This is a genomic window from Cellvibrio sp. KY-YJ-3 (assembly GCF_008806955.1).
Lineage (GTDB): Bacteria > Pseudomonadota > Gammaproteobacteria > Pseudomonadales > Cellvibrionaceae > Cellvibrio.
In genome coordinates, this window is sequence record NZ_CP031727.1 from 3,254,038 (window position 1) to 3,279,456 (window position 25,419).

The following is a 25,419-nucleotide window of genomic DNA, read 5'->3' on the forward strand; positions in this document are numbered from 1 at the left end:
GCTCCAGTAAATTTGATAATCATTATCAAAAAACCACTGAGCGCTTTTGTCAACAAACTTGCCGCACTCTTTATCAAAATTGTTTTCTTGATTAAGAGCGCACCTACGGCATGGCAAAAGCGTCCTTTGTAGTGCTGCACCAGCAGCACACTTCGGATTGATGAGACCTGAGATACAGCTACAGCCCCGGGCGGGATGTGGCCGTATCTCATGTATTTCATCCCGCCCTGGAAAATCTAATGGAAGCTTTTCTCAGCTCAACCCTCGCTGTCGCTATTGCAGAAATTGGCGATAAAACCCAGTTACTCGCACTTTTTCTTGCTGCCCGTTACGGCCGCCCTTATATCATTAGCTTGGGCGTATTAATTGCGACATTGATAAATCATGCACTTTCCGCTTGGCTTGGTACCGTGCTCGCCGATGTTATCCCCACCGAATGGATTCGCTGGATTATCGCCGGCAGTTTTTTTGTCATCGGCCTCTGGTTATTAATTCCCGACAAAGAAGATGACAATATGGGCCGCCTCGCCAACTACGGTCCATTTGTAGCAACACTGGTATTATTTTTTCTGGCAGAGATTGGCGATAAAACCCAAATTGCCACCGTGATATTGGCTGCAAAATTCAATGCAGATATGTGGATGACCTGCGCCGTTATTGCCGGTACAACCTTAGGCATGCTGTTAGCTAACGTGCCAGTCATTTTTGCAGGAAAATGGCTGATGGATAAATTGCCGCTCGGCTTTGCCCACAAAGCGGCTTGTGTGCTGTTTATTTTATTGGGAATTGCGACCTTGCTTGGAACTTGATTTGATTAAATTTTTGTTTATGAAGCTGTAATCTAGTTCGGCGCGCGATGACTGGGGATCAATCTTTCAGGTACCAGTCATCGCGATAGGTTTTAACCAAATCCGGATAAAGTACCGTCATCACGGTTGCAATTAATCCGTTAATAAAACCTTCAGGAAACATCATTAATAAAAAAACAAAAAAGTGTTCGCGTGTACTGTTCAAATGCACATCACTAGCGGCTAATGCAAACAATGTTAGTGCCGCCGCTCCCACTAGCAGGCAACTAAGCATGGCGCCAAAAAAGCCAACACCCCAGAAATAGGTAAATGGATTTTTAAACTTCCAGCGATCAACCAGCCATAACACACACCAGGCCCAACTCGCTGGCACTAGAACACTCAAACAAAAATCTACCGGCAATGCGCTTAAATCAAACTGGGCTAAAGCCACATCCCAATCCATATGTACTGCACGCAGCGGTAGTTGATAGCACTCCAATACCACCAGCGCACAAACACCAATAAGTAGTGCAAAGCTCCACCCAAATACCATTGCGGTAACTGTTATGAGTAAAGGGTGAATAGCCAGCGTTGCACGCACTTCCACTTGCAACAACCACAACAACGCCAGTGCCAATATAGTCGCGAATAAAATATGTTGTCGTGTCTGATTAATAAACAGTTGTGTCCATGGCGCATAGCGGACTGCCAGCAGCAGCGTCGGCAAACTGATCGCTGTAGCCAACCAAAACAATGCGCCATTAGGTGGTAAAAGTAAGTTCATGGTCGGCAACTACCAAGCCTTACACTTTGGATTCACTGTGCCCTTGCTTATGCAAAACCTCGCGAATTTTTTCCGCTGTTTGTTTTAGTGCTTCCCCATCCGCATTTTTTGCAAACGCAAAACTTAGATCATCCATTGAATCCATTGGCACCAAATGAATGTGAGTATGAGGAACTTCAAGACCGGCGATCATAAAACCCACACGCGTGGCAGGATAAGCGACCTTTAATGCATTGGCGATTTTGTGACTCACTTGCATCAAGTGCGCAGCGAGATCCAATGGCAGATCACTCCACTGATCAATTTCTTCCCGTGGAATTACCAGGACATGACCTTGGCGAATAGGTTGAATCGTCAAAATCGCAACGGCTTTGTCGTCCTTCCATACAAAATTGCCGGGGATTTTTCCTTCCATAATCAAACTAAATACACTGGCCATTAATAGTTCCTCTTTAAACTTTTACCATTAATTGAACGATAGGATTAATAAATAGCAACGCCGCGACGCAACATCTCGCGCGCTAGGATTTCATCGACTTGATGAATGTTTTCATCACGAAACTCTATATAAGCGACTTTATATTTTTTATAGAGCTGGTGTTTTTCCAATTCATCGCCAATAACCGCCGCGCGGTTTTGCTCTTGACCCAATTGATCGGCCCAACATTCGACGCACAACCCCAGCTCTGGAATATAAAAATCGGCGATCGCGTACTCCACACCCCACTGCAAACGGTAATCCCGTGCATGACTGGTGCGCGTTAGATACAACCAATTGTCAATGCGGCGCTGCATCGCATTGTTGACGCTGTGGCCATCCATGGTTGGATGAGTATCAACACGATCATCGCCCACAATTTGCAGCAGTGCAGCAATCAGCTCAGGATCATCCAGAATCGTTTCAGGCCAGGTTACAAACGGCACCCCCGAGTCGGCCTCATGTTGCTGCCCCCCCAGTTTTTTGCCGCGCTCAGTCAACTGCCAACCGCGCACGTAGCGCGAAATCAAACCCTTTTCCGCAAGCAGTAAATTCACCAGGCGTGCAGGAATATCCCACTTGTGCGCGAGATTGGTTGCGCTAAGCGGCGCTTCTGGCAACAGCGTTAATAAGTGGTGATGCTGAATAGCTTCAGGCCACGCAATGTACTCGCCGTATTTGGGGTGATTAACGTAAATCCCGCCCTCAAATTTGCCCTTCTCGGTCAATTGCCAGTGGTTATCAACTTTAACGATCCAACCACCGGTGGTGAGCAGCACAAATAGCTCCTTACTCTCTTTGCCGATGAGGCGCGCCAGTGCCGTCGTTGAAATATGCCGTTCAGCCATAATCTGTCCTGTAAAACGAGCCAACTTCTGTCATTTAAGGTCGCTGAGTGTAACGCCCGGTGCCGCGACAATACAGTCGGGCCCTCGCTATTTAGCGATTCCTGATTAGAACTACTCAGTAGTTTTTTGCGACGCGCATCAAATTTAACTGGCCTTGGGACGGCTAAGTCCCTATAATTCGCGCACTTTCAGTGACCCCCTTCCTTGATCGTGAATGTCTTGCCGGGGTAATGCTGATACAGACGGATGTCTGAGGGCTGCCGGTTTACCATCTTGGTAACTATTCACGCTGATCGATTCTGCTCCACAATCTATTCAGCCTGCCCCAAAGTATACAATCGGTTTTGCAATATGGATGTTGTGGATTGTAGCTGTGTCTGCTTGCAGACTACGCGGGAATTTGTTGATTAAATCGCTTTTTATGATTGCCCTTGTGCCCTGACTCACACGAGTTATTTTCACAGGCATTTTCACAGGCACTTAACGCCTGGTATGTAGTTCATACGCATAGCGATCCAATCATCGCTCCCACTTTATTGTGTTTGCCCATTCACTATCGCCTTACTTTTTGCGTTGCGCTTTTTATGTTATGTGCTCGTTAATTGGCGATGACTTTTGCAAACACCCTTTAGAACTTATAAGAATCAAACCGTAAATCGCTGGTACAGTTTTTGAGCTGTTTCGCTGGCATGGTTTGCGCTTGATTATCATGTTTACTCAAAACAGGTTATTACATGTCTGAAACTATTATGTTTGCCGATTTAGCCCTTTCTGAACCCGTAATGCGCGCCATTCAAAAGGTGGGCTACGAACAACCATCCCCAATTCAAGCTGCTGCTATCCCTGTATTACTTGCGGGCGGCGACATTTTAGGTATGGCTCAGACTGGCACCGGTAAAACAGCGGCATTTGCCTTGCCTTTGTTGTCACGTATCGACACCAAACAAGCAGAGCCACAAATTTTGGTATTGGCACCAACGCGTGAACTCGCGATTCAGGTTGCTGAAGCTTTCCAAAAATACGCCAGTGAAATTCCTGGCTTCCATGTGCTGCCGATTTACGGGGGCCAGGAAATGACTACCCAGTTGCGCTCATTAAAGCGTGGCGCCCACGTGGTGGTGGGTACACCGGGCCGCGTGATGGATCACTTGCGTCGCGGCAGCTTGAACCTCAACAACCTGAAAGCGTTGGTGCTCGACGAAGCCGACGAAATGTTGCGCATGGGTTTTATCGATGATGTTGAATGGATTTTGGAACACACCCCAAAAACCCGTCAAACCGCATTGTTCTCTGCCACCATGCCGAAAGAAATTCGCCATGTATGCAACAACTATTTGAATAACGCTACCGAAATTAAAATCGCTAGCAGCCAATCAACCGATGCCAATATCGAACAAGTGTATTGGATGGTAAGTGGCACCAACAAACTTGATGCGCTTACACGTATTCTGGAAGTTGAGCCTTTCGACGGCATGATTATTTTTGTGCGCACCAAAACTGCCACTGTTGAACTGGCTGAAAAATTGGAAGCGCGCGGTTACTCTGCAGCTGCATTAAATGGTGACATGAACCAACAATTGCGTGAGCGCACTATCGAGCGGTTGAAAACCAACAAGCTTGATATCGTTATCGCGACCGACGTTGCCGCACGCGGTATCGACGTTGAACGTGTGAGCCACGTGGTGAACTACGATATCCCTTACGATAGCGAAGCTTACGTTCACCGCATTGGTCGTACCGGTCGTGCCGGCCGTAGCGGTAAAGCAATTCTGTTTGTTGCTCCACGTGAAAAACGCCTGCTCTACACCATCGAAAAGGCCACTAAAAAGCCAATTACACTGATGGAATTGCCTAGCGGCGCAACTGTTACCAAACATCGTATCGATCAATTTACCCAACAAATTACCGATACCTTGCAAGCCCAAGGCGATCTGACCTTCTTCAATGATTTGTTGGCCGAATACAGCCACAAAAATGATGTATCGCCAGAGCAAATTGCCTCGGCCCTCGCCTACTTATTACAGCGCGAGCGCCCGCTGCAAGTGAAATTTACCGACATTAAACCTGAGCGTGAGCGCAGCAGCCGTGACGAACGCGGTGGTCGCGATGAACGCAGTAGCCGGGACAGTGGACGCGATCGCGGCCCCCGTGAAGATCGCCCACGTCGCGAACGCAATGACGAGAACATGGATCGCTACCGCATTGAAGTAGGTCGCAATCACGAAGCTCGCCCTGGCGACATCGTTGGCGCTATTGCTAATGAAGCGGGTATCGAGAGTCGGTTTATCGGTCACATCAAACTGCACGATGAGTTTTCAACGGTAGATTTACCAACCGGCATGTCAAAAGACATTTTGGCAAAACTGAAAAAAGTGCGAGTGCGTAATCGTCCATTGGAAATTTCATTAGACACCGGCCCACGCGGTGGCGATGACTTTAGCCGCAAGCCGAAGCGTGACTTTGGCCCCCGAGATGGCGCTCCACGTGAAGGCGGCCGTGACAAGCCTCGCTTTGGTGAGCGCGACGGCAAAAAAACCAGCTTTCGCCCAAAAAAATCTGACTAAATAAACAGTAATTCCGTAAGGGCGCAATAAATTGCGCCCTTTTTTAATTGCAAAAAATGAAATGTTAGGGTTGGGTTCAATAAATTGAATTCCTACTCCTCAAACTGCAATTTCCCATTTACCCGCTCGTTTATCCGCTCCATTATTCGTTCGGATTCAGATTTCCCCCCACAGCCTGTCATATACCAATTTTGTACCTCACCCACTCTGCTCACCACAGATGAACGCAAACATTTACCATTTCCCAAATCAACGATTGTTGCACCAGACGGATCGCTGTAGGTTTTTAGTTCCGCATCAGCGCGCTGCAAATCAGGTTTATTTTCTTCGGCAATCAAACGTTCACGCAATGCAGGGTTAAATACGTTCTCGGCAATACTACCCTTCAATTGTGGAGCTATTGTTGATGTGCGCTCAGGGTAGATTTCCTGCATTTCATCGCGTGATAAGGTGGTGATAATTCGCGTTTGCTCTAATTCGCTGCTGCTGATTGCAGTTTCAGGAAGGGGGGCGGGCGGCACGGATACCGGTGCAAGATCGCTGGTAGTTACAGGTTTTTCTGGTTGAGCTGACAATAAAATATCTTCTTTCGGTTTAACGTCAATTGGGTTCAGTGTGAGATAAATACGCGGAGCAGATTTGGGTAGCACAGAGCTATCGATCACAGGACTATCGATTTTCCAAAAAAATAAGAAAACATGCAGCAATGCAGAAAAAAACAGGCCAACCAATAAATAGCGGGGGGACGGATAGGAACAAGGGTGGGCATCTAACTCTGCAATGGAGTTTGCGAAGCGGGAAAGATCAACTTCCCTGACATAAGTGGGATCAGCCAACATACTTGTGAGCCTGGATTCGATAGAACAAGATCGAATCTAGACTCACCGGTCAATCTAAAGTTCAACTATTAACCATTCCAACACAAACAGCGAGCCAAGTTACTCGTCAAACATTTGAATCATATAGCCATCTTTTAGCGCTTCAGCCATTGCCTTGTCGGCCGCAATGACACGTGGATCACTAGTCAAATTACTCGGCACTAGCTTGCGGTTTTCGATTTGGATTTCCATAAAACCTGCACGCATCAAATACAGTTTGCATAAGTGTTCAGCACCGAATAAATCCTTAAAGTTGATGTATACAATAAAAGGGACCATCTGCCCTTCTTTGATATCGTCAAATGCACGCTTGGCGCGGCCATTAGCGGAGAAGATATACATAATTTTTATCCTGTTTTTATAAAATCAAATCGTCATGACCACACGCAGTGCATCCAGGCGGATTTTCGCCTGCGCCAAAAAGTGTTGGCTGGCCGCTAAGCGCTGCGCCAAATAATCAATCTCTTCCTGACGAACATTTGGGTTCACCGCTTTAAGCGCTTTCATCCGCGCCAGCTCACCATTTAATTGCTCACTGACTTTTGCTTGCGCTTCTGCAATCAACTCAGCCTGTTTGGCATGAGTAATTTCTTCCGCCTTTTGCACCATGGTCGTCAAGGTTGGGCGGGCGTGACGCACCAGATCTTGCGCATTATTCCGTGGCACTTTTTGCAGGAGCTTACTCAATTGGGTAATGCCCAGCACATTCGATAAGTCCTTGCCCTTATCATCCAGCAATACCCGTAATAAGGATTGTGGCATATAGCGGAATAACTGCAATTCAGCAGGCGCTGGGCAATGCAATACAAACAAGGCTTCCAGCATCAGTGTACCGGGCTTTAACGGCGGCAACTTCAGGGTACAAAACGCGGTATTACCAAATTCACTGAGCGATACCAGATCCTGAGCGCCGCGCACCAAGGGGTGCTCCCAAGTCAAGAACTGCATGTCCTCGCGCGACAGCGCCTGCTGGCGGTCGTAAGTAACGGTCAGACCACCCTCGGGTAAACCCGGGAATTGCTCAATACGCATGTGATCGCTAGGATGCAATACCAAACTTTTTTCACTGTGTTTTTCATAGTCGATACCAAAACTATCAAACACCTGTTCCATATAAATCGGCAGCGCGGCATTCACATCGTTTTCAGCCAAAGCAGCGACCAATTCAGCGGCTTGCGCAGGTTTGCAGGAATTTAACTCCAGTAAACGATCGCGCCCTTGCTGCAGTTGCGCAACCAAGGCAGCGGAAAAAATGCGAGTTTCTTCAACTAGCTGTGCGAAAGTATTTTCATCTTTATTCACTAGCGCGGGCAAAAGGACATCAACAAATTGCACATAGGCCGCCTGCCCTATGGCGCAGGTTTTTTCAAAGGCATTTAAACCTTGATGATACCAATCGAGTAATTTTTCTTGCGCCGAGTGTTGGTAGTAAGGCACATGAATATTGACGGTGGCGGTTTGGCCGATACGATCCAAACGACCAATACGCTGCTCCAATAAATCGGGGTTGGTAGGTAAATCAAACAGCACCAGGTCTTGAGCGAATTGGAAATTACGCCCTTCACTCCCAATCTCCGAACAAATCAGTACCTGAGCGCCATCTTCCGCTTCCGCAAAATAAGCCGCGGCACGGTCGCGCTCAATCAGGTTCAAACCTTCATGGAACACGGCGGTAGTGAGACCTTTGCGCAAGCGCAAATATTCTTCGATAGACTGAGCGGAATCCGCGTTGGCGCAAATCACCAATACTTTTTTGCGGCGATTTTGGCGCAACCATTCCGCCAACCAAATTACGCGTGGGTCTTGCACCCACCAATCAGCTTCGGTTTTTTGTTGCCAATATTGCTCAGCACAAATTTGCACAGCTAATGGTTGGGCTTGCACGGCAAACAAGTCATCCTCAGTCAAGGTTAAAGCGTGCGCATGTAATTGGCGTTCGGGGAAACCGGTGACTGAGTTACGCGTATTACGGAATAGTACGCGGCCGGTGCCATGGCGATCCAACAAATAGTGGATCGCGGTGTCAATCGCCGCACCAAGAGTTTGGCTTTCCGCCTGAGCTTGCAACTCTACAATCGTCTCGGCAGGTAAATAATCACCAAGTGATTTTACTAAACTGGCAGGGATTTTTTGCGCGCTATCGCTCTGTGCTTTTAATAACTCCTGCACCAAGTCATTCAGTGGTTGATAAGCTTTTTGTTCGGCAATAAATTTTCCCAAATCGTAATAGCGATCAGGGTCAAGTAAACGCAAACGGGCGAAATGGCTTTCCAGGCCCAATTGTTCCGGTGTTGCTGTGAGCAGCAATAAACCTTTGGATTTTTGCGCCAAGCCTTCAATACAGGTATAAGCCTTGCTTGGTTTCTTTTCGCTCCATTGCAAGTGATGCGCCTCATCCACCAACAACAAATCCCATTCGGCGGCTACAGCCTGCTCGTAGCGATAATTATTTTTGGTAAGGAAATCGAGCGAGCAAATCACCAGCTGGGCTGTTTCAAATGGATTGCTAATATCGGCTTGCTGCTCGAAGTTCTCTTTGCCATCACCTTTAAAATCAGCATCGACAAAGTCATCGATATAATCCACTGACTCTTCCACGCTATCCAAACCAACCAGTGCATTGCAACGCGCTTCGTCCAAGAGCGTGAACGCAAAATTAAAGCGACGCAGCATTTCCACCAGCCACTGGTGTTGCAAGCTCGCGGGCACCACAATCAAGGCACGCTGTACGCGACCACTCATGATTTGTTGATGCAAAATCAAGCCTGCTTCAATAGTTTTACCCAAGCCCACTTCATCGGCCAACAATACCCGCGGCGCATGACGCTGGGAAACTTCACTGGCGATATATAACTGATGCGGCAACAGTTGCACACGCGGCCCTGCCAAGCCAAACATAGGTGATTGGCGATGCTGGTTTTGGTAGTGAAGTGTTTGGTAGCGCAATGTAAAGTGGGTGTGTTTATCGATTTGACCGGCAAATAAACGATCACGTGGCGTGCTGAACTGAACAAAACTATCCAATTCAAATTCGGGAATAGCAAACTCTTCGTCGTCTTTGGTGAGCCCGATATACATCAAGCAACCGGCCTGCTCCACGATGCGGGTGATCTGAATTTTAGTGCCGTCCTGATGGCGAACTTTTTCACCCACTTCATACTTAACCCGGCTTACCGGTGCATTGTCCATCGCATAGGTGCGACGCTCGCCCGCAGCGGGGAAACTCAAGGTTAAACGACGATTGGCCACGTCCAGGACTATGCCCAACCCCAAATCTGCCTCTGACTCACTTATCCAGCGTTGGCCTATTACAAAAGCCGCTTCACCCGTAAACCTGGTTCTACTCACGCAAATACCTACTTACAAAATCAGAATTATCGAAAAGGCGCGCATCATACTGTTTTAAAGGCCACAAAACCAAAAAATTTGGCTGTGAGCTGGCGCAGTTTTCTATAGAATCCAAGCCACTCGTCACCTGAATGGTAGCCTCCATGCACATTAATACACCCGATGCCGCAAGCACCCAGCGCCTTGAACAACTCGTTGCCAAAACCGACTTTTTACGTCTCACCACTAGCAATGCGCACTACCCCAATGCCATGGGCGCAGGCTTGCCACTTCTCATCGTGGAAACCGCCCTGTGCAGTGCAGTTATCTCCCTGCAAGGTGCCCATTTACTCGAATTTAAAACCACCGAGGGCGACCCTCTACTCTGGCTGAGCCCCAATTGCGACTTTACCCCCGGCGTCGCTCTGCGCGGCGGTGTTCCACTGTGCTTGCCTTGGTTTGGGGTCAATCAAGCCTACCCGGACAAACCCAAACATGGATTTGCCCGCAATAATTTTTGGGAATTGGGGGAAGCGCATCTGTTGAGTGATGGCGCTGTTGAGCTGGAATTTTTATTCCTGAGCGACGCGAATGAATTGTTCCCTTACGATTTTTCCGCCGAATTGCGTATCACACTGGGGACCAGCGCCAAACTTGAATTAACTATCAACAATACCGACACCGAAGACTTTGACTGCAGCTGGGCCATGCACAACTACCATCGCATCAGCTCGCTAACTGATGTGCAGGTGCTCGGCTTGGCTGAGCGCACTTATTTAGACAACTTTGAAAACTACGCAGCAAAACATCAATCTGGTGATGTCAGTTTTACTGGACCCGTAGATCGCGTTTATCCCGCTATCGATAACAGCGTTCGCATCAGTGGCTCGCCTTCCATTGAAATCACTCACAGCGATTGCCCCAGCGTTGTAGTGTGGAATCCTGGTCAGGAAGCCGCCGCGAAAATTGCCGATATTGGCGAAGCTCAGGAGCAGTTTTATATCTGCGTTGAGCGCGGCGCTGTGCTCAGTGAAAAATGGCACTTAACCGCTGGCACCACCAAAAGTGCGTGGATGGAATTCAAACAAGTTTAATTATTAAGTGCCCATAAAAAAATGCCGCTGTTTTTCGCAAAACAGCGGCATTTTTTTAGTTAATTGCTAATTACGCAGGCAGCAATTCTTTTACTGCATCGCGCTCTTCTTGCAATTCTTTCTCGGTAGCGGTCATGCGAGCACGCGAGAATTCATTGATATCTAAACCTTGTACGATTTCCCAGTCACCGTTTTTGCACACAACGGGGAATGAGTAGATCAGGCCTTTTTCAATGCCGTAAGAGCCGTCGCTGTATACACCCATGCTGGTCCAATCGTTTGCTGGAGTACCCAACGCCCAATCGCGGATGTGGTTGATTGCTGCGTTAGCAGCAGAAGCAGCCGACGAAGCACCGCGCGCAGCAATAATGGCAGCACCACGTTGTTGTACGGTTGGGATGTAATCTGCTTCGTACCAAGCTTGATCTACCAAGCTCAGTGCTGGTTTGCCATCAACCAAAGTGTTGTGCAGGTCTGGGTATTGGGTAGATGAGTGGTTGCCCCAGATCAATGCCTTGGTAATGTTGTTGATGCTGGTGCCGGTTTTGGTCGCCAACTGTGACAGTGCACGGTTGTGATCCAAACGGGTCATTGCAGTAAATTGACGTGGGTTAATGTCCGGTGCGTTGCGCTGGGCGATCAGGGCATTGGTGTTTGCGGGGTTGCCAACTACCAATACTTTGATGTTGCGTGAGGCATGGTCATTGATTGCCTTGCCTTGCACCGAGAAGATTGCGGCGTTAGCAGCCAGCAAATCTTTACGCTCCATACCTGGGCCGCGTGGACGTGCCCCTACCAACAGCGCGTAATCAGTATCTTTGAAAGCTACAGTTGGATCATCAGTGGTCACAATGCCAGCCAACAATGGGAATGCACAGTCGTCCAATTCCATGGCTACACCTTGCAGCGCTTTCAGTGCCGGGGTGATTTCCAGCAATTGCAGGATAACGGGTTGATCTTTACCTAACATGTCGCCAGCGGCAATGCGGAACAACAATGAGTAGCTGATTTGGCCTGCGGCGCCAGTGACGGTAACTCTTACAGGTGCTTTCACGATGAGACTCCATTTATTCGGGTGATATTGGAAGGAAACGAAAGTTCGGCATTGTGTGCCTGGGTTTTACTGATAAGACGGGCGAGCATTATAGGCATTTGGGTGAAAAATTCACCCCAAGAATCACACTAAATGAGAGAGATTCGCGAGATTAACTGGATATTTACACCCTGCCCCCCACTCAAGCACCGGGCCCACAATCCAGACAGGAATTCCCCGTTGCACTACCCATGTGCAATTTTTGATGTAAATCGCGTAACGCTGTTCGCACCCCCTCCTCAAGAACGGGATGATAAAACGGCAACTCTAACACCTCCTGCACGGTTAACCGCAACTGGATAAACCATGCCAGTTGGTGAGCAATATGCTCTGCCGCCGGACCAAACATTTCAGCCCCCAGCAGTAACCCACTCCCCTGCTCGCCATACACACGCAATAACCCGCGGTTTTTATTGATGACGGTGGCTCGTCCCTGATTCTCAAAACTGACTTCACCGATGGCATAACAATTACTACAATTTTTCCTCACGGATTCCAGATTCTGCCCAACACTGGCGATTTGCGGATCCGTAAACACAATACTCAACGGCGTGCGGCGAGTACCAGCGCGAATGTCATCCGGGTTGCGTAAAGAGCGGCCTGCATTCCCACCGGCGATGCGCCCTTCATCCGCCGCCTCATGCAACAAAGGAACATCGCTAGAGGCATCACCGGCAATATAAATGGAAGAGTTTCCACATTGGCCGGTATAGCGGTTATAAAGAGGAGTCCCCTTGCCATCCAATTCCAGGCCCGAATTTTCCAGTGCCAGCCCTTCGATATTCGGACGACGACCTGTTGCTGCCAATACATAATTAAACGTTTCTTCAATCATGCCTTTTTCGCGATGGCGATACTCAATCGCTATGGCATTTTTTTCTTCCCGAACAGTTTTAATTTCCGCATTCAGGTCCAAATAAAACTCGCGATTAAATTCTATATCGGCATAGTGACTGATAGCCGCATCCTGAATTACTGCAAGCTCACCACTCCGACCAAAAAGTACTACCCTGACACCTAATCGACTTAATGCTTGACCAAGCTCCAAACCAATGACGCCCGGGCCAAAAATTGCAATTGATGATGGCAAATCCTGCCATTCAAAAAGATCGTCACTTGTTACTACGCGTTTCCCGGCAGTTGTTAGAAAATTGGGAATGAATGGCGAAGAACCCGTCGCGATAATAATGCGCGCTGCATCTACTTTTATGCTGTTGCCACCTGCTTGTGTTACCTCTAATTCTGTTGGCGAGACAAATTTTGCATAACCATTAAGTTTGTGGTTGTCAGGAAACTCATCAACGGATTCAATTACAGAATTTACAAATCTATCACGCTCCCTACGCACTCGCTGCATTACCGCCGCGCCATTAATAACCGGAGGCGCATAACTCACACCAAAAATATCGCCTTGCTGACCATGATGGGCATACTCAGCAGCTGCAATCAGCAATTTACTTGGCATACACCCGACTCGAGCGCAGGTGGTTCCATGTTGGGCCGCCTCAATAAGCACAAGGTTATCGGTGTATTTTTTGGCGGCGCGATAAGCACTTAACCCTGCTGTACCTGCGCCAATAATTGCAATATCAACTTTACGTGCAGTCATACCCTTTACTCCTTTTTTACAAACTGTATGGATCTGACGGATCAAACGAGATTTGGTTTCAATCGTTAACCAATCATGTGATTCACTCCCTATTTAACAGCGACAAAAACGCCAAGTGCCGGATGGTGATTCAATGAGCAAAAATAAAGCTTCCTTAACCACTTGAAAATTTCAACCGATGCAGCACAATCAGCACCCATCAAGAGTTCTCTTGAGCAGTCAGGGATTCTCCCTACCTAAAAACCCTTTGTGTGAATTTAAATGAGTCAGGAATCGCCGTGCCTTAGCTGTGGGGCTTGCTGTGCCCACTTTCGCGTGTCTTTTTATTGGGGTGAATGTCAGAGTACTGGCGGTCTGGTCCCTGATGAACTGACAGTACAGATCAGTCCGCACCATGCCTGTATGAAGGGAACAGAAACCAATCCAGCTCGCTGTACTGCATTGACAGGGGATGTGGGTTCAGCGGTTAGCTGTAGCATCTATGAAAATCGCTCAAGCACTTGCCGCGAATTTAATATTTTGGATGAAGAAGGCAAACCAAACGAAGCCTGCACGCGTGCGCGTGCGCGTCATGGATTGCCTCCAGTGCATCCTTCATCAAGTTTTACTCTTGATAGCGCAGAGCCAATGCTTTATATAACTCGTCTTTGAACTCAACTTTGGTCACGTCTAAACTGAGCACAGCTTCGACCAAATGCTCATTATCTTCCCGGCCATCATGCCAGTGCTTGCGGTAGCTGCCGTCTTTATAACCGTGATCCTGACGGAAGAAATTGAGTACATTTTTACCAACGTAACCGCGATAGAGCTGCTCAAAACTCATATCCACACCTGCCATTAAGCGTGCGAATAAACCGATGTGAAATTGGCGATCGGCTAAAGTAGCAGCGACAAACTTTTCCAAATCAAGACGGAAATCTTGTTCATCTGTCGCAATAACTAACTCGCCTTGCAGGCGCGCAACAATGTCGTCTACAGCGGCGCCGGACTGCAGCAAAATACTCAGACCAAAGTGCCAGATATCAATCAGCTCTAATGCCACTTGCTCGGTATCGGGCGATTGTTTTTTCCACCATTTCCAACCGTAATGATCCATCAACTCGGCACACTCCACCCATATGGCGCGATACCATTCATAGCCTTGTTGTTTCCAATTGGCATTCACCTTGGTATTCATTGCATCTTGCAGTTCGAGCATGATTTTAATTTGTTGGGCGTTCATGTTGTTTCTCTTTTAAAAGCTGGATCCCCGCTACGCGAGGATGACGACGGAGTTTTTAAGCTGGCAAATACTGTTTCGCTTTACTAAACAAACGATAAAAATTTTCGGTCGTTTTTTCCGCAAGTTCTTGCAGCGGAATTCCGCGTACATCTGCCACAAACTGCGCAACTTCGCGCACGTATTTCGGCTCGTTAGGTTTGCCGCGATAAGGAATTGGAGCGAGGTACGGCGAATCCGTTTCCACCAACAACCGATCGATTGGCATATTGCGCACCACATCACGGATTTGTTCAGCCGTTTTGAACGTGACAATACCGGAAATCGAAATATAGTAATTCAGATCCAGCGCGGCTTTGGCCATATCCCAATCTTCGGTGAAACAATGCAGCACACCGCTGTGTTCAAGGCTGCCGTGCGTTTTAATCAAGGCAAGGGTATCGGCTTTGGCTTCGCGGGTATGCACCACAATGGGCAGACCAATTTGTTTACCAACGCTCAAATGCAACGCAAAACTTTCGTGCTGGATATCTTTACTTTCGGTTTCGTAGTGATAGTCCAAACCCGTTTCACCTAGCGCAACCACTTTGGGTTGTGATGCCCAATTGATTAATTGCTCTGCAGTTGCCGCCCCTTCTTTCACATCACAGGGATGAACACCAACTGACGCGACTACACGTGGATGCGCCTGAGCAATATCAATCACCGTTTGGATGTTCGCCAAACTAATACCGATACATAACATTTGTTGAATACCGCGCTCATGGGCGGAGGCAATAGCAGCACTTAAATCGCCGCCATAGGGATCAAGCTTTAGGCGATCAAGGTGGCAGTGGGAATCAATTAACATGGCAACTCACAGAAGTACGGGCGATAAAAATAGCAAAGCCAGGCATGACCTGGCTTTGCGCATATCAAGAGTAAAGAATTTTACATGGTATGCGTAGGTTTGTCTGAACTGAGCATGCCAGCGAGGTAATTTTCGATTTTGTTGATAGCAGTATTATCCTGATCGCTAAACTGCACACCGATTCCCGCCGCCCGGTTTCCCTGGGCACCTTTTGGTGTTACCCAGACGACTTTGCCGGCAACCGGAATCTTCTCCGGCTCATCCATTAAACTCAGCAACATAAATACTTCGTCGCCCAATTTATAGGTCTTGTTAGTCGGGATAAACATGCCGCCATTTTTTACGAATGGCATGTATGCGGCATAAAGTACGGCCTTGTCTTTGATCGTTAACGAAAGTATGCCGTTGCGGGCACCACCACCAATCGGTTGCATAACTGATCCTGTTTGTCGTTTTTTTAACTACACGAGCGCCAATGAGATCGAACACTAATAGATTAGCTGACTAGTGTCCAGACGCCATTGCGCGATTCGTGCTGGCGCGCAATAAGGCACCCCAATCGAGCAATAATTCCTCCAATAACAATTGCTTATTGGGATTTGCACCGCTGAGAAGTTGCTTTTTGGAGAGCATCAATTTTTCAACATAGCGATGCAACAGCGGTAAATTCAGATGGTTTAATCGTTCGCGCAGCTCTACTGGTGTGTGCTGCATTTGCGCATCATCAGCTCCAGCTTTCCAGCGAGCTATGCTATGCAGCAAACTGAGCAACCATTCCACCAGCCCTTGTACATCACCGCCGTGCCATTGAGCAGCCACCTCTATCGCCGACACCTGCCCTAAACTTAAGCGGGTAAATAATTGTAGTGTCTGTTCACGCTGCTCCAGTGCATCCCCCTGCAGCAACGCCAGCGCAGTTAAAGGCGACCCACGCGCCGCAGCCAAAAGGCTTTCTGGTGTGGCATTGCTGCCGACCAACAACGGTGATAACCAACGAATAACCTGCTCGCTGCGCGGCATGGGAAATTTACGCAATTGGCAGCGACTGCGGATGGTGGGCAGCACTGCGCTGGGGCTGTGCGCAATTAATACCAGCAAGGTATTTGCTGCCGGCTCTTCCAAAGATTTCAATAGCGCGTTAGCCGCATTGCCATTCATCGCCTCAGCAGGTTCGATAATGACCACTTTATAACCGCCCTGCTGGGCAGTTTTACTGAGCGATTCGGTTAACTCACGCACCTGATCAACCTTGATTGCCTTCCCCGCTTCTTCTGGCTCCAACCAAACCAGATCCGGATGGGTATGGGCTTTATTCAATTCACAGCCGCGGCATTTACCACAAGCAGTGCCTTCAATGGGCGCATCGCACAACAAAAGCTGCGCCAAGGCATCGGCCAAATGACGCTTACCAATGCCGCGCGGCCCGGCAAACATCATGGCATGGGGCAGCTTTTGGGCGGCATGTTGCTGCACTAACTGCTGCCACTCAGGTAATTGCCAAGGGTAAGGATGAATCGGGAAATCACTCATGAAACTACTCGAAAATAGCAAAACGAATAAAAGATTGGGCAAGCTTAGCAAATTTGCGATAATCCGCGCCCGCTTAATTCAGCCTCAGGCCAGCCAATGACCGATTCCCAGCTCGACATTCTCTACCTTGACGAGGATTTGCTCATTGCGAACAAGCCGGCAGGGCTGCTCTGCGTACCCGGTAAAGGCCCTGATAAGCAAGACTGCCTTTACAATCGCGCACTGAAATTCAACCCTAACGCCCGCGTGGTGCATAGGTTGGACCAAGGTACATCCGGTATTGTGATGTTCCCCCTCAATTACCTCACGTTGAAAAACCTTACCCATAAGTTTGAGGCACGCGATATTCACAAGCGTTATGTGGCAGTAGTCGAGGGACTGGTGGCGGAGGATGAGGGCGAGATAACGCTGCCGCTGATTTGCGATTGGCCCAATCGCCCGTTGCAAAAAGTGTGTTTTGAAAGTGGCAAATCAGCCCATACCCGTTACAAAGTATTAGAGCGCCATAGCGACACCAATACCACCCGCGTTCTGCTTGAACCAGTTAGTGGACGAACCCATCAGTTGCGCGTGCACATGCTGAGCCTTGGGCACCCAATGCTGGGCGATGGACTTTATGCACCCGCCGATGTACTGGCCAAATCTCCGCGCCTGTTACTTCACGCCCAGGAGCTATGGTTTGACCACCCTATCACTGGCAATCCATTACGAATGGAAGCTCCGGCTGCGTTTTAGTTTCTTGTTAATGCAGCGGGGCAAGCAGTTAATTCAGCAGCGCCGATAGCACTTTATCTATATCAGTTTGAACTTCACTCAGGGGTTGTCCCGCATCCACCAAGGTGTAGCGCCCTGGTGCCGCCAAAGCGCGCTGGCGATAAGCGGCGCGAACCCGCTCAAAAAAGACGATAGTTTCGCTCTCAAATCGATCCAACTCACCGCGCTGACGAGCGCGATCCAGCCCAAGCTGAACGTCTATATCCAGAATTAAGGTTAAATCAGGCCGTAAATCTCCCTGCACCAGTTGCTCAAGCTGCTCGATGGTTGATTTACTCAAACCGCGCCCACCGCCCTGATAAGCGTAGGTCGCATCGGTAAAACGATCACTCAATACCCATGCACCGCGCGCAAGCGCCGGCTTAATCACCTGTGCCAAATGCTGGGCACGGGCGGCAAATACCAGCAAGAGTTCTGCCGTCTCATCCACTGGCTCATCACGTTTGCTAAGCAATAGGTGGCGAATCTGTTCTGCCAAAGGCGTACCGCCGGGTTCGCGGGTAACAATTACCTCAATACCCTTGGCCTCCAACCAATCGCGCACAAAGGCCAGGTTGGTACTCTTCCCGACACCTTCGGTGCCTTCTATAGTAAGAAATTTGCCGCGTTGCATAACTCTCTCTGATCTTAAATTTAATAACTTACGCATTCCTTCCCCTTGGGGGAGCGCGTATCATACCGGCTTTTTCCAGCACCACCCTCTAAATCTCAAGGGAGATTCACCATGATCACATTACACACTAACTACGGCGATATCGTTATTGAACTGGATTTTGATAAAGCGCCCAAGACCGCAGCCAACTTTAAACAATATGTAGAAGAAGGCTTTTATAACGGCACTATTTTTCATCGTGTCATTGATGGCTTTATGATCCAAGGTGGCGGTTTTACGGAAGATTTTCAACAAAAAGAAACCCGTGAAATGATTCAGAACGAAGCTGACAATGGCCTGCAAAACCTGACCGGCACTTTGGCTATGGCGCGCACCAATGATCCGCACAGCGCCACCGCGCAATTCTTTATTAACGTAAAAGACAACAGCTTCCTCAATCACTCAGGCAAAAATGCATCCGGTTGGGGCTACTGTGTGTTTGGTAAAGTTGTTAATGGCATGGACGTGGTAAACAAAATCAAAGGTGTAAAAACTGGCAGCAAAGGTTTCCATCAAGACGTACCTAAAGAAGCCGTTATTATTCAAAGCGCCACTATCGCTGAATAATATGTACACACTGTTTATTTCAGATTTACATCTCCACGAATCACGCCCGCAGATCACGCGGGCGTTTTTTCATTTTTTGCATACGCAAGCAATTAACGCCGAATCACTTTATATCCTTGGTGATTTTTTTGACGCCTGGATTGGCGACGATGATGACGCTGAGCTTCCGCAACAAGTAGCGAATGAATTACTTGCACTTACCCGGAATGGCGTCACGATTTATTTTATGCATGGCAACCGGGATTTTTTATTAGGCGATAGCTACGCCAAAAAATCGGGCATGATAATTATCCCCGAAGGCACCGTTATTGATTTATATGGCACAGCAACGCTACTGGTTCATGGCGATGCGCTCTGCACCGACGATAAAGATTACCAAGCATTTCGAGCAATGGTTCGCAGCGCACAATGGCAACAACAAGTGCTTGCGCAGCCACTTGCCGCACGCCGTGCGTTAGCAGCGCAACTGCGTGATAAAAGTCAAAGTATGAATAGCCTGAAAGCGGCAGATATAATGGATGTAACACCGGCCGAAGTAGTTAAACAGATGGAAGAGGCAAAAGTACAAGTTATGATTCACGGCCACACTCACCGCCCTGCACGCCATAAGCTGTTGGCTAACAACCGTCCTGCAGAGCGCATTGTGCTGGGCGATTGGCATGATTTTGCCTGGTGCATCAGGGCCGACAGCAATGGTATGGAATTAAAAAGCTGGGAGATTTAAAAAACTAATTTATTGTAGCTTTAAATAACCAAGCCTTTTAAGCAAAAGGTCACACAACCACTCTGGTTGAAAGTTTAACGGCTGCGACTTGTCATCATGTAAAGCCCAGCAACAATTACAAACAGCGGCCACCAAGTCCAAAATGAAAGATCCAGCAAAAACATCAGCGCGACAAACACAATTGTTCCCGCTGACACTAGTGAGTTGGCTACAGCAACGCCCAGCCCCTCTTTGCGATAAAAACTGAATGCCTGCTGTAGTGGCCCAATGGCAGCAAGCAAAATAAAAAATGCCCACCAGTTGTGAAAATCCAAAAAGAATAATTCATAGCCCAGGTTGCGCGCCAACAACAAGCCACCAATCACAACAATAGCCAAACCGAGCGGCCAATTAACAGAGCGTGATGCAGTTTTTGGTGTATTCACATTCTGTGGACTATTCGTTTGTGGAGCGGGAACTTGGGGTTTATCGTCTGGCTGATTCATAAAAAATCCTTTCAGGTCTATAACGTTGGAATCGCTGCTAGTAAGTGACGGGTGTATTCTTGCTGTGGCGATGCAAACAATTGCTCTGTTTCACCTTCCTCTATCAACTTACCTTTCTGCATTACAACTACCCTGTCACACAAGTAACGTACTACCGACATGTCGTGGGAAATAAACAACATGGTTAAATTGTGTTTTTGAGTTAGCTCCAATAACAGGGCGAGAATTTGTGCACGAATAGTCACGTCGAGTGCCGAGACTGGCTCATCGGCAATAATCAATCGCGGTTTTAATGCAATAGCACGAGCAATAGCGATACGCTGACGCTGACCGCCGGAAAACTCATGGGGATATTTGCGAATAAACCGACGATCCAGCCCGACGTCATCCATTAGCTCTTTTGCTTTTTCAAGCACGGTGGCCTGAGTGGCCAGCTTATGCACTAACAGTGGTTCAGCTAAAGTATCAAATACTGTCATACGCGGATTAAGCGATGCATAGGGGTCTTGAAAGATCATTTGAATTTGCGGGCGGACACTACTGAAATCCGCTTCAGTTGCAGCAAGAAGATTTTTACCGTTAAACACAATCTCCCCGGACTGCGCATCCACCAAGCGAACAATACTGCGCCCCAAGGTTGATTTCCCTGAGCCGGATTCACCCACCAAACCCAAAATTTCTCCACGGCGAATAGTAATGCTCACATCATCCACACCGCGCGCAAAGCGAGTTACTCTTCTGAAAATAGCACCAACTCTGTGAGGAAATCCAACCTGTAATTTTTTAACTTCCAGCAGTGGCGCTTCATTCGGTTGCACAGCACTTGGAACCGGTTTGGCGGTAGTCAGCACCGCACTCAATAATTTGCGCGTATATTCCTGTGTAGGATTTTTAAAGATTCCCACTGCAGTACCCTGCTCTACCAGCTTACCCTTTTCCATCACCAATACATGATCAGCCATTTGCGCAGCCACGCCCAAATCATGGGTGATAAAAATAACTGCCAACTTGCGTGTTTGTTGCAGTTGTTTTATGAGGGTGAGAATTTGTGCTTGTACCGTAACATCCAGTGCCGTGGTTGGTTCATCGGCAATTAACAACTCCGGCTCAGCCAATAACGCCATCGCAATCATGACGCGTTGGCGCATACCGCCGGAAAATTGGTGCGGATATTCGTGTATACGTTTGGCTGCATCTTGAATACCTACTTCATGCAGCGTAGCAATCGCCTTTTCAAGCGCCTGCTGTTTACTTACCCCTTTATGTTGTAATAACACTTCGGTTAGTTGATCCGCAATGCGCATGTTTGGATTAAGACAGGTCATTGGATCTTGAAAAATCATGGCGATTTTATTGCCGCGAACCTGACGCAACTCGGCTTCGCTCATTTGCAACAGATCTTGTCCATGAAATAACGCACGACCAGATTCAATTTTTCCCGGTGGCATAGGAATGAGCCCTAGCAAGCTATAACAGGCTACAGATTTACCTGAACCCGACTCGCCCACTATACCAAGCACCTCACTGGCCTTGAGTGAGAAGTGTAGATTTTCAACCGCTACTGTTTGCCCATTGCGGGTATTAAATACCACGCGCAAATTTTCAACCGCTAATAATGTTTCTTGGCTCATGACTTAATCCTTGGAGGCTCGTGGGTCAAGCGCATCACGCAAACCATCACCGAGGAAGTTGAGAGAAAATAGCGTGATAGTTAGCACTAAACCGGGAAAGATAAGTAACCATGGATATTCCTCCATAGTCTCCACACCGCCAGAAATTAATGACCCCCAGGAACTGGCTGGTGGCTGAATACCGAGACCTAAAAAGCTAAGAAATGATTCCAACAAAATCACACTGGGAATAGTCAGCGTGGTGTATACGATGACTGGCCCGAGCACATTGGGAATTAAGTGGCGAGTGATAATCCGCCATGGCGATAAACCCATGGAGATTGCCGCCTCAACAAATTCTTGTCGCTTAATGCTAAGCACTTGCCCGCGCACAATACGCGCCATGGTCAACCACTCAACAGCACCAATCGCCAAAAACAATAGCAACATACTGCTACCAAAAATAACGGTAAGTAAAATAATAAAAATGGTAAACGGCAAAGCATAAAGTGCATCGACAATACGCATCATCACGGCATCAACACGGCCACCAATAAAACCGGCGATTGCGCCCCAGAGCACACCAATCGTAAGTGCGACTGCCGTTGCAATAAAGCCCACCATCAATGAAATGCGGCTGCCGTACATAATGCGCGTGAGTTGATCGCGCCCAAGTGTATCCGTACCCAACCAATGCGCCGCGGATGGAGCAGAAGCACCGAGGTCCAAATTTTGCTCTTCGTAACTGTAAGGCGCGATCCACGGCGTAAGTAGTGCGATGATAACCATAAACAAAATGATAAACAGACCAATCATTGCCATTTTATTTTTTTTGAGCCGGGCGATTGCATCCTGGGTGAGAGAGCGCCCTTTTTCTGACTCCAGTAATTCAACTGGCAAGCTATTAACCGACATTATTGTTTACCCCCAAGATCCTGACGCACTTTTGGGTTTAACCAGACCAACGCAATATCGGCCAGCAAATTAAACAGCACAATAAGAAAAGCGAAGAAAATGGTTAGGCCGAGAATTAGCGTGTAATCGCGATTAAATGCCGCCATGACATAAAAACGCCCAAGCCCCGGAATTTGAAAAATAGACTCAACCACAAATGACCCAGCGAGCAAACCCGCAATGGCTGGCCCAAGAAATGAAATAACCGGTGTAATGCCCCCGCGCAGCGCATGTACAAATACGATACGCGCCGTCGATAAACCCTTGGCTTTTGCGGTGCGAATATAATCCTGCGACAACACATCCAGCATGCCACCACGACTGATACGCGCTATATAAGCTGCATAAGCAAAACCCAACGTGATGGAGGGAAGAATTTTATCCCCCGCAATTTGCCCCCAACCGGCTACTGGCAACCATCCCAACCAGATTCCAAATACCAATAAAAGTATTGGCCCGAGCACAAAAGTCGGCATACAAATACCAATCATTGCAGCAGACATGGGAATGTAATCTTGCAGCGTATTGCTTTTTAAGGACGCAAAAATACCGGCTGCAAGCCCCACCACTAGTGCAAATAAAATTGCATAAAGCGATAGCTCCGCCGTGGCGGGAAAACCCGCTGCAATTAAGTCATTTACGGTATGGGTTGGATATTTAAAAGAAGGGCCAAAATCCCCCTGCAGTAAATTACCCATGTAATCTAAATACTGCTTCCATAAGGGATCATCAAGGTGATAGCGCTCGTTTAAATGTTTAAGTACTTCTGGAGGTACTGCGCGCTCTGCATCAAAAGGGCCTCCGGGAGCCATTCTGATCATAAAAAAAGTGACTGTTGCCACCAGCAACAAAACGGGAATGGCTTGTAGGCTGCGCTGAATAATAAATCGCAACATTATTCGCCCCCCTTATTGCTGGCTTCCAAATACATATATTTGTAGGGGTGATAATCCATAGTATTGGGGAAATAACCTTTTACATCTTCCGAGAGTAAATAATTAGTGGTGTAGTTGTAGATGGGAAGAATTGGCGCTTCATCCACAAGAATTTGTTCGGCTTCTTGGAAATAGGCATAACGCTCATCGCGAGATTTAGCGGATGTTGAAAGGCGCATGAGCTCATCGTAGCGTGCATTACCCCATCCAGTATTGTTATTCCCACCGCCAGTCATAAACAGCTCAAGAAAGGTGTACGGGTCTATGTAATCACCGATCCAACCTCGTCGTCCAATTTGAAAATTGAGCAATTGTTGATTGCTCAAAAAAACCTTCCACTCCTGATTTTGCAACGAGACATCAATATTCAACGCTTTCTTCCACATTTGTTGAATGGCAACTGCAATTTTCTGGTGATCCTGACTGGTGTTATAAACCAATTCTAATTTAGGGAAACCTTTTCCATCGGGATAGCCTGCCTCAGCCAGTAGCTTGCGCGCCAATTCAATGTCATAGGTCATTTTAGCATTAGGTGTATAGCCCAATGTATCAGGCGGTGTGAGTGCATACGTAGGCAACTGCCCGCCGCGAGTAACATTTTTAGTTATAGCCTCGCGATCAACTGTGTAAGCAAGTGCCTTGCGCACACGCACGTCATTTAGAGGCTTTTGTGTCACGTTAAACGCATAATAATATGTACCGAAATATAAATTCCCTTTGTATTGAGCAGAATTTTTCTCGCGATAGCGCTCAATTTTAGTACTGGGCATAGTTTCAGTTTTATGCAACTGCCCTGCTTTGAACATTCGCTCCTCAACCAATGCTTGATCGATAGGATAGAAATTAATTTTATTTAGCTTAACGGTAGAAGAATCCCAATAATTATTGTTACGTACAACGGAAAACACTTTTCCCGGAGTCCATTCTTCGATAATAAAAGGACCATTACCTACAAAATTTTCGGGGCGCGTCCAGCGTGTAGCGGCTTCATCCATGCGACCATATTTGCGCAGCGTAGGCACATGGACAGGATAAGCACTATGGTGGTCCAATATTTGTAAAAAGTAGGGTGTTGGGTTTTCCAAAATGACCTGCAATGTATGTTCATCAATTGCCTTCACCCCAACCTCAGAAAAATTTGTAATCTTTCCTGAATGGTAGGCTTCAGCATTTTTAATGCAGTAAAGCATACTGGCGTACTGATTACCCAAAGCCACTGAAAGCGCGCGCTGCCAGGACAAAACAAAATCCTCAGCAACTAATGCCTCACCATTTGACCATTTTGCAGTTGGGCGAATATGAAAGGTATACACCAAACCATCTTCAGAAATGCTCCATCGTTCGGCAACCGCAGGCACAATTTCCAATGTTTCAGGATGTTTAGAAACCAAGCCTTCAAATAAGGCCATTTGCAAATGGTATTCAGGCATACCTGTCGTTGTATGGGGGTCAATTTCGGCGGGCTCAGTGCCATTCCCTATGTGAAGTATTTGTTGTTCCGTACCAATATCAACCAACGTTTTCCGATCACCGCATGACAATAAAGAAAGACTCAAGGCGATCACAAGATAAACTTTTAATGCAGATTTCATAAGAAAACCAATGTCAAGTAAGGCATGAACCACAAAGCCCGCACTGGGGTTGCAGTGCGGG

25 protein-coding genes are annotated in these 25,419 nt (G+C 47.6%); 7 read left to right on the forward strand and 18 right to left on the reverse strand.

Features of this window, described 5'->3' with window-relative positions:
* Window positions 1-239: 239 nt before the first annotated feature.
* Entirely contained in the window at window positions 240-809 is a 570-nt protein-coding gene (locus D0B88_RS13730) for a TMEM165/GDT1 family protein (protein ID WP_040391752.1), read from the forward strand.
* Window positions 810-867: 58 nt separating this feature from the next.
* Here D0B88_RS13730 and D0B88_RS13735 read toward each other — a convergent pair whose 3' ends face one another.
* From D0B88_RS13735 to D0B88_RS13745, 3 genes are read right to left on the reverse strand one after another with little or no spacing between them, the layout of a single operon-like run.
* Window positions 868-1,575: a hypothetical protein gene (locus tag D0B88_RS13735; RefSeq protein ID WP_151057847.1), complete on the reverse strand. Its 708-nt coding sequence runs from the start codon at window positions 1,573-1,575 to the stop codon at window positions 868-870.
* A 19-nt stretch (window positions 1,576-1,594) separates the two neighbouring features.
* A complete protein-coding gene (locus D0B88_RS13740; protein WP_151057849.1) occupies window positions 1,595-2,014 on the reverse strand; it encodes an HIT family protein in 420 nt (139 codons plus the stop codon).
* A 44-nt stretch (window positions 2,015-2,058) separates the two neighbouring features.
* On the reverse strand, window positions 2,059-2,901 hold the full coding sequence (locus D0B88_RS13745; protein WP_151057851.1) for a 4-alpha-glucanotransferase: 843 nt from the start codon (window positions 2,899-2,901) through the stop codon (window positions 2,059-2,061).
* Window positions 2,902-3,635: 734 nt separating this feature from the next.
* Here D0B88_RS13745 and D0B88_RS13750 point away from each other — a divergent pair.
* Entirely contained in the window at window positions 3,636-5,465 is a 1,830-nt protein-coding gene (locus D0B88_RS13750) for a DEAD/DEAH box helicase (RefSeq protein ID WP_007641436.1), read from the forward strand.
* A 92-nt stretch (window positions 5,466-5,557) separates the two neighbouring features.
* Here D0B88_RS13750 and D0B88_RS13755 read toward each other — a convergent pair whose 3' ends face one another.
* From D0B88_RS13755 to rapA, 3 genes are all read right to left on the reverse strand, one after another.
* Window positions 5,558-6,304, reverse strand: a complete 747-nt coding sequence (locus D0B88_RS13755; RefSeq protein ID WP_151057853.1) for a hypothetical protein — start codon at window positions 6,302-6,304, stop codon at window positions 5,558-5,560.
* Between the two features lie 99 nt (window positions 6,305-6,403).
* A complete protein-coding gene (locus D0B88_RS13760) occupies window positions 6,404-6,685 on the reverse strand; it encodes a hypothetical protein (protein WP_151057855.1) in 282 nt (93 codons plus the stop codon).
* A 24-nt stretch (window positions 6,686-6,709) separates the two neighbouring features.
* Window positions 6,710-9,691 (reverse strand): RNA polymerase-associated protein RapA, encoded by a 2,982-nt coding sequence (rapA, locus tag D0B88_RS13765; protein WP_151057857.1) that lies wholly within the window; start codon window positions 9,689-9,691, stop codon window positions 6,710-6,712.
* Window positions 9,692-9,834: 143 nt separating this feature from the next.
* Between rapA and D0B88_RS13770 the strand changes: the two genes are divergently transcribed.
* Window positions 9,835-10,764 (forward strand): D-hexose-6-phosphate mutarotase, encoded by a 930-nt coding sequence (locus D0B88_RS13770; RefSeq protein WP_225318373.1) that lies wholly within the window; start codon window positions 9,835-9,837, stop codon window positions 10,762-10,764.
* Window positions 10,765-10,834: 70 nt separating this feature from the next.
* Here the strand turns inward: D0B88_RS13770 and D0B88_RS13775 are convergent, their stop codons facing one another.
* Together D0B88_RS13775 and D0B88_RS13780 are read right to left on the reverse strand one after the other, a co-directional pair.
* The gene (locus tag D0B88_RS13775) at window positions 10,835-11,818 is read right to left on the reverse strand and encodes a malate dehydrogenase (protein ID WP_007641441.1); all 984 of its coding nucleotides are present in this window, start codon (window positions 11,816-11,818) and stop codon (window positions 10,835-10,837) included.
* 181 nt (window positions 11,819-11,999) lie between these two features.
* Window positions 12,000-13,466 (reverse strand): dihydrolipoyl dehydrogenase, encoded by a 1,467-nt coding sequence (locus D0B88_RS13780; protein WP_151057861.1) that lies wholly within the window; start codon window positions 13,464-13,466, stop codon window positions 12,000-12,002.
* A gap of 261 nt (window positions 13,467-13,727) precedes the next feature.
* Here D0B88_RS13780 and D0B88_RS13785 point away from each other — a divergent pair, with 261 nt between their 5' ends.
* On the forward strand, window positions 13,728-14,117 hold the full coding sequence (locus D0B88_RS13785; protein WP_151057863.1) for a YkgJ family cysteine cluster protein: 390 nt from the start codon (window positions 13,728-13,730) through the stop codon (window positions 14,115-14,117).
* Here the strand turns inward: D0B88_RS13785 and D0B88_RS13790 are convergent.
* The 4 genes from D0B88_RS13790 to D0B88_RS13805 all read right to left on the reverse strand — a co-directional run bounded on the left by D0B88_RS13790 (window position 14,071) and on the right by D0B88_RS13805 (window position 17,065).
* The gene (locus D0B88_RS13790) at window positions 14,071-14,688 is read right to left on the reverse strand and encodes a dUTP diphosphatase (protein ID WP_151057865.1); all 618 of its coding nucleotides are present in this window, start codon (window positions 14,686-14,688) and stop codon (window positions 14,071-14,073) included. The two genes, D0B88_RS13785 and D0B88_RS13790, sit on opposite strands and share 47 nt — an antisense overlap.
* 55 nt (window positions 14,689-14,743) lie before the next feature.
* On the reverse strand, window positions 14,744-15,535 hold the full coding sequence (locus tag D0B88_RS13795; protein ID WP_151057867.1) for a TatD family hydrolase: 792 nt from the start codon (window positions 15,533-15,535) through the stop codon (window positions 14,744-14,746).
* Window positions 15,536-15,615: 80 nt separating this feature from the next.
* Window positions 15,616-15,969, reverse strand: a complete 354-nt coding sequence (locus D0B88_RS13800; protein WP_007641447.1) for a PilZ domain-containing protein — start codon at window positions 15,967-15,969, stop codon at window positions 15,616-15,618.
* 70 nt (window positions 15,970-16,039) lie between these two features.
* Window positions 16,040-17,065 (reverse strand): DNA polymerase III subunit delta', encoded by a 1,026-nt coding sequence (locus D0B88_RS13805; RefSeq protein WP_151057869.1) that lies wholly within the window; start codon window positions 17,063-17,065, stop codon window positions 16,040-16,042.
* 96 nt (window positions 17,066-17,161) lie between these two features.
* Here D0B88_RS13805 and D0B88_RS13810 point away from each other — a divergent pair, with 96 nt between their 5' ends.
* Complete coding sequence (locus D0B88_RS13810) at window positions 17,162-17,800, forward strand: pseudouridine synthase (protein ID WP_151057871.1); 639 nt, start codon at window positions 17,162-17,164, stop codon at window positions 17,798-17,800.
* Between the two features lie 28 nt (window positions 17,801-17,828).
* Here the strand turns inward: D0B88_RS13810 and tmk are convergent, their stop codons facing one another.
* Window positions 17,829-18,452 carry a dTMP kinase gene (tmk, locus tag D0B88_RS13815; protein WP_151057873.1) on the reverse strand — a complete coding sequence of 208 codons (624 nt, stop codon included), beginning with the start codon at window positions 18,450-18,452 and terminating at the stop codon, window positions 17,829-17,831.
* Between the two features lie 111 nt (window positions 18,453-18,563).
* On the opposite strand from tmk, the gene D0B88_RS13820 reads away from it, so the two are divergent.
* Window positions 18,564-19,058 (forward strand): peptidylprolyl isomerase, encoded by a 495-nt coding sequence (locus D0B88_RS13820; protein WP_007641451.1) that lies wholly within the window; start codon window positions 18,564-18,566, stop codon window positions 19,056-19,058.
* A 1-nt stretch (window position 19,059) separates the two neighbouring features.
* Window positions 19,060-19,782, forward strand: coding sequence for a UDP-2,3-diacylglucosamine diphosphatase (gene lpxH, locus D0B88_RS13825; protein ID WP_151057875.1), 723 nt, complete (start codon window positions 19,060-19,062; stop codon window positions 19,780-19,782).
* Between the two features lie 74 nt (window positions 19,783-19,856).
* Here the strand turns inward: lpxH and D0B88_RS13830 are convergent, their stop codons facing one another.
* From D0B88_RS13830 to D0B88_RS13850, 5 genes are read right to left on the reverse strand one after another with little or no spacing between them, the layout of a single operon-like run.
* Window positions 19,857-20,267: a hypothetical protein gene (locus tag D0B88_RS13830; RefSeq protein WP_191966439.1), complete on the reverse strand. Its 411-nt coding sequence runs from the start codon at window positions 20,265-20,267 to the stop codon at window positions 19,857-19,859.
* 17 nt (window positions 20,268-20,284) lie between these two features.
* On the reverse strand, window positions 20,285-21,898 hold the full coding sequence (locus D0B88_RS13835; protein WP_151057877.1) for an ABC transporter ATP-binding protein: 1,614 nt from the start codon (window positions 21,896-21,898) through the stop codon (window positions 20,285-20,287).
* Window positions 21,899-21,901: 3 nt separating this feature from the next.
* Entirely contained in the window at window positions 21,902-22,792 is an 891-nt protein-coding gene (locus tag D0B88_RS13840) for an ABC transporter permease (RefSeq protein ID WP_151057879.1), read from the reverse strand.
* Entirely contained in the window at window positions 22,792-23,727 is a 936-nt protein-coding gene (locus tag D0B88_RS13845; protein ID WP_007641461.1) for an ABC transporter permease, read from the reverse strand. The genes D0B88_RS13840 and D0B88_RS13845 overlap by 1 nt, the downstream gene beginning before the upstream one ends.
* On the reverse strand, window positions 23,727-25,358 hold the full coding sequence (locus D0B88_RS13850) for a peptide ABC transporter substrate-binding protein (protein WP_151057881.1): 1,632 nt from the start codon (window positions 25,356-25,358) through the stop codon (window positions 23,727-23,729). The genes D0B88_RS13845 and D0B88_RS13850 overlap by 1 nt, the downstream gene beginning before the upstream one ends.
* Window positions 25,359-25,419 lie beyond the last annotated feature (61 nt).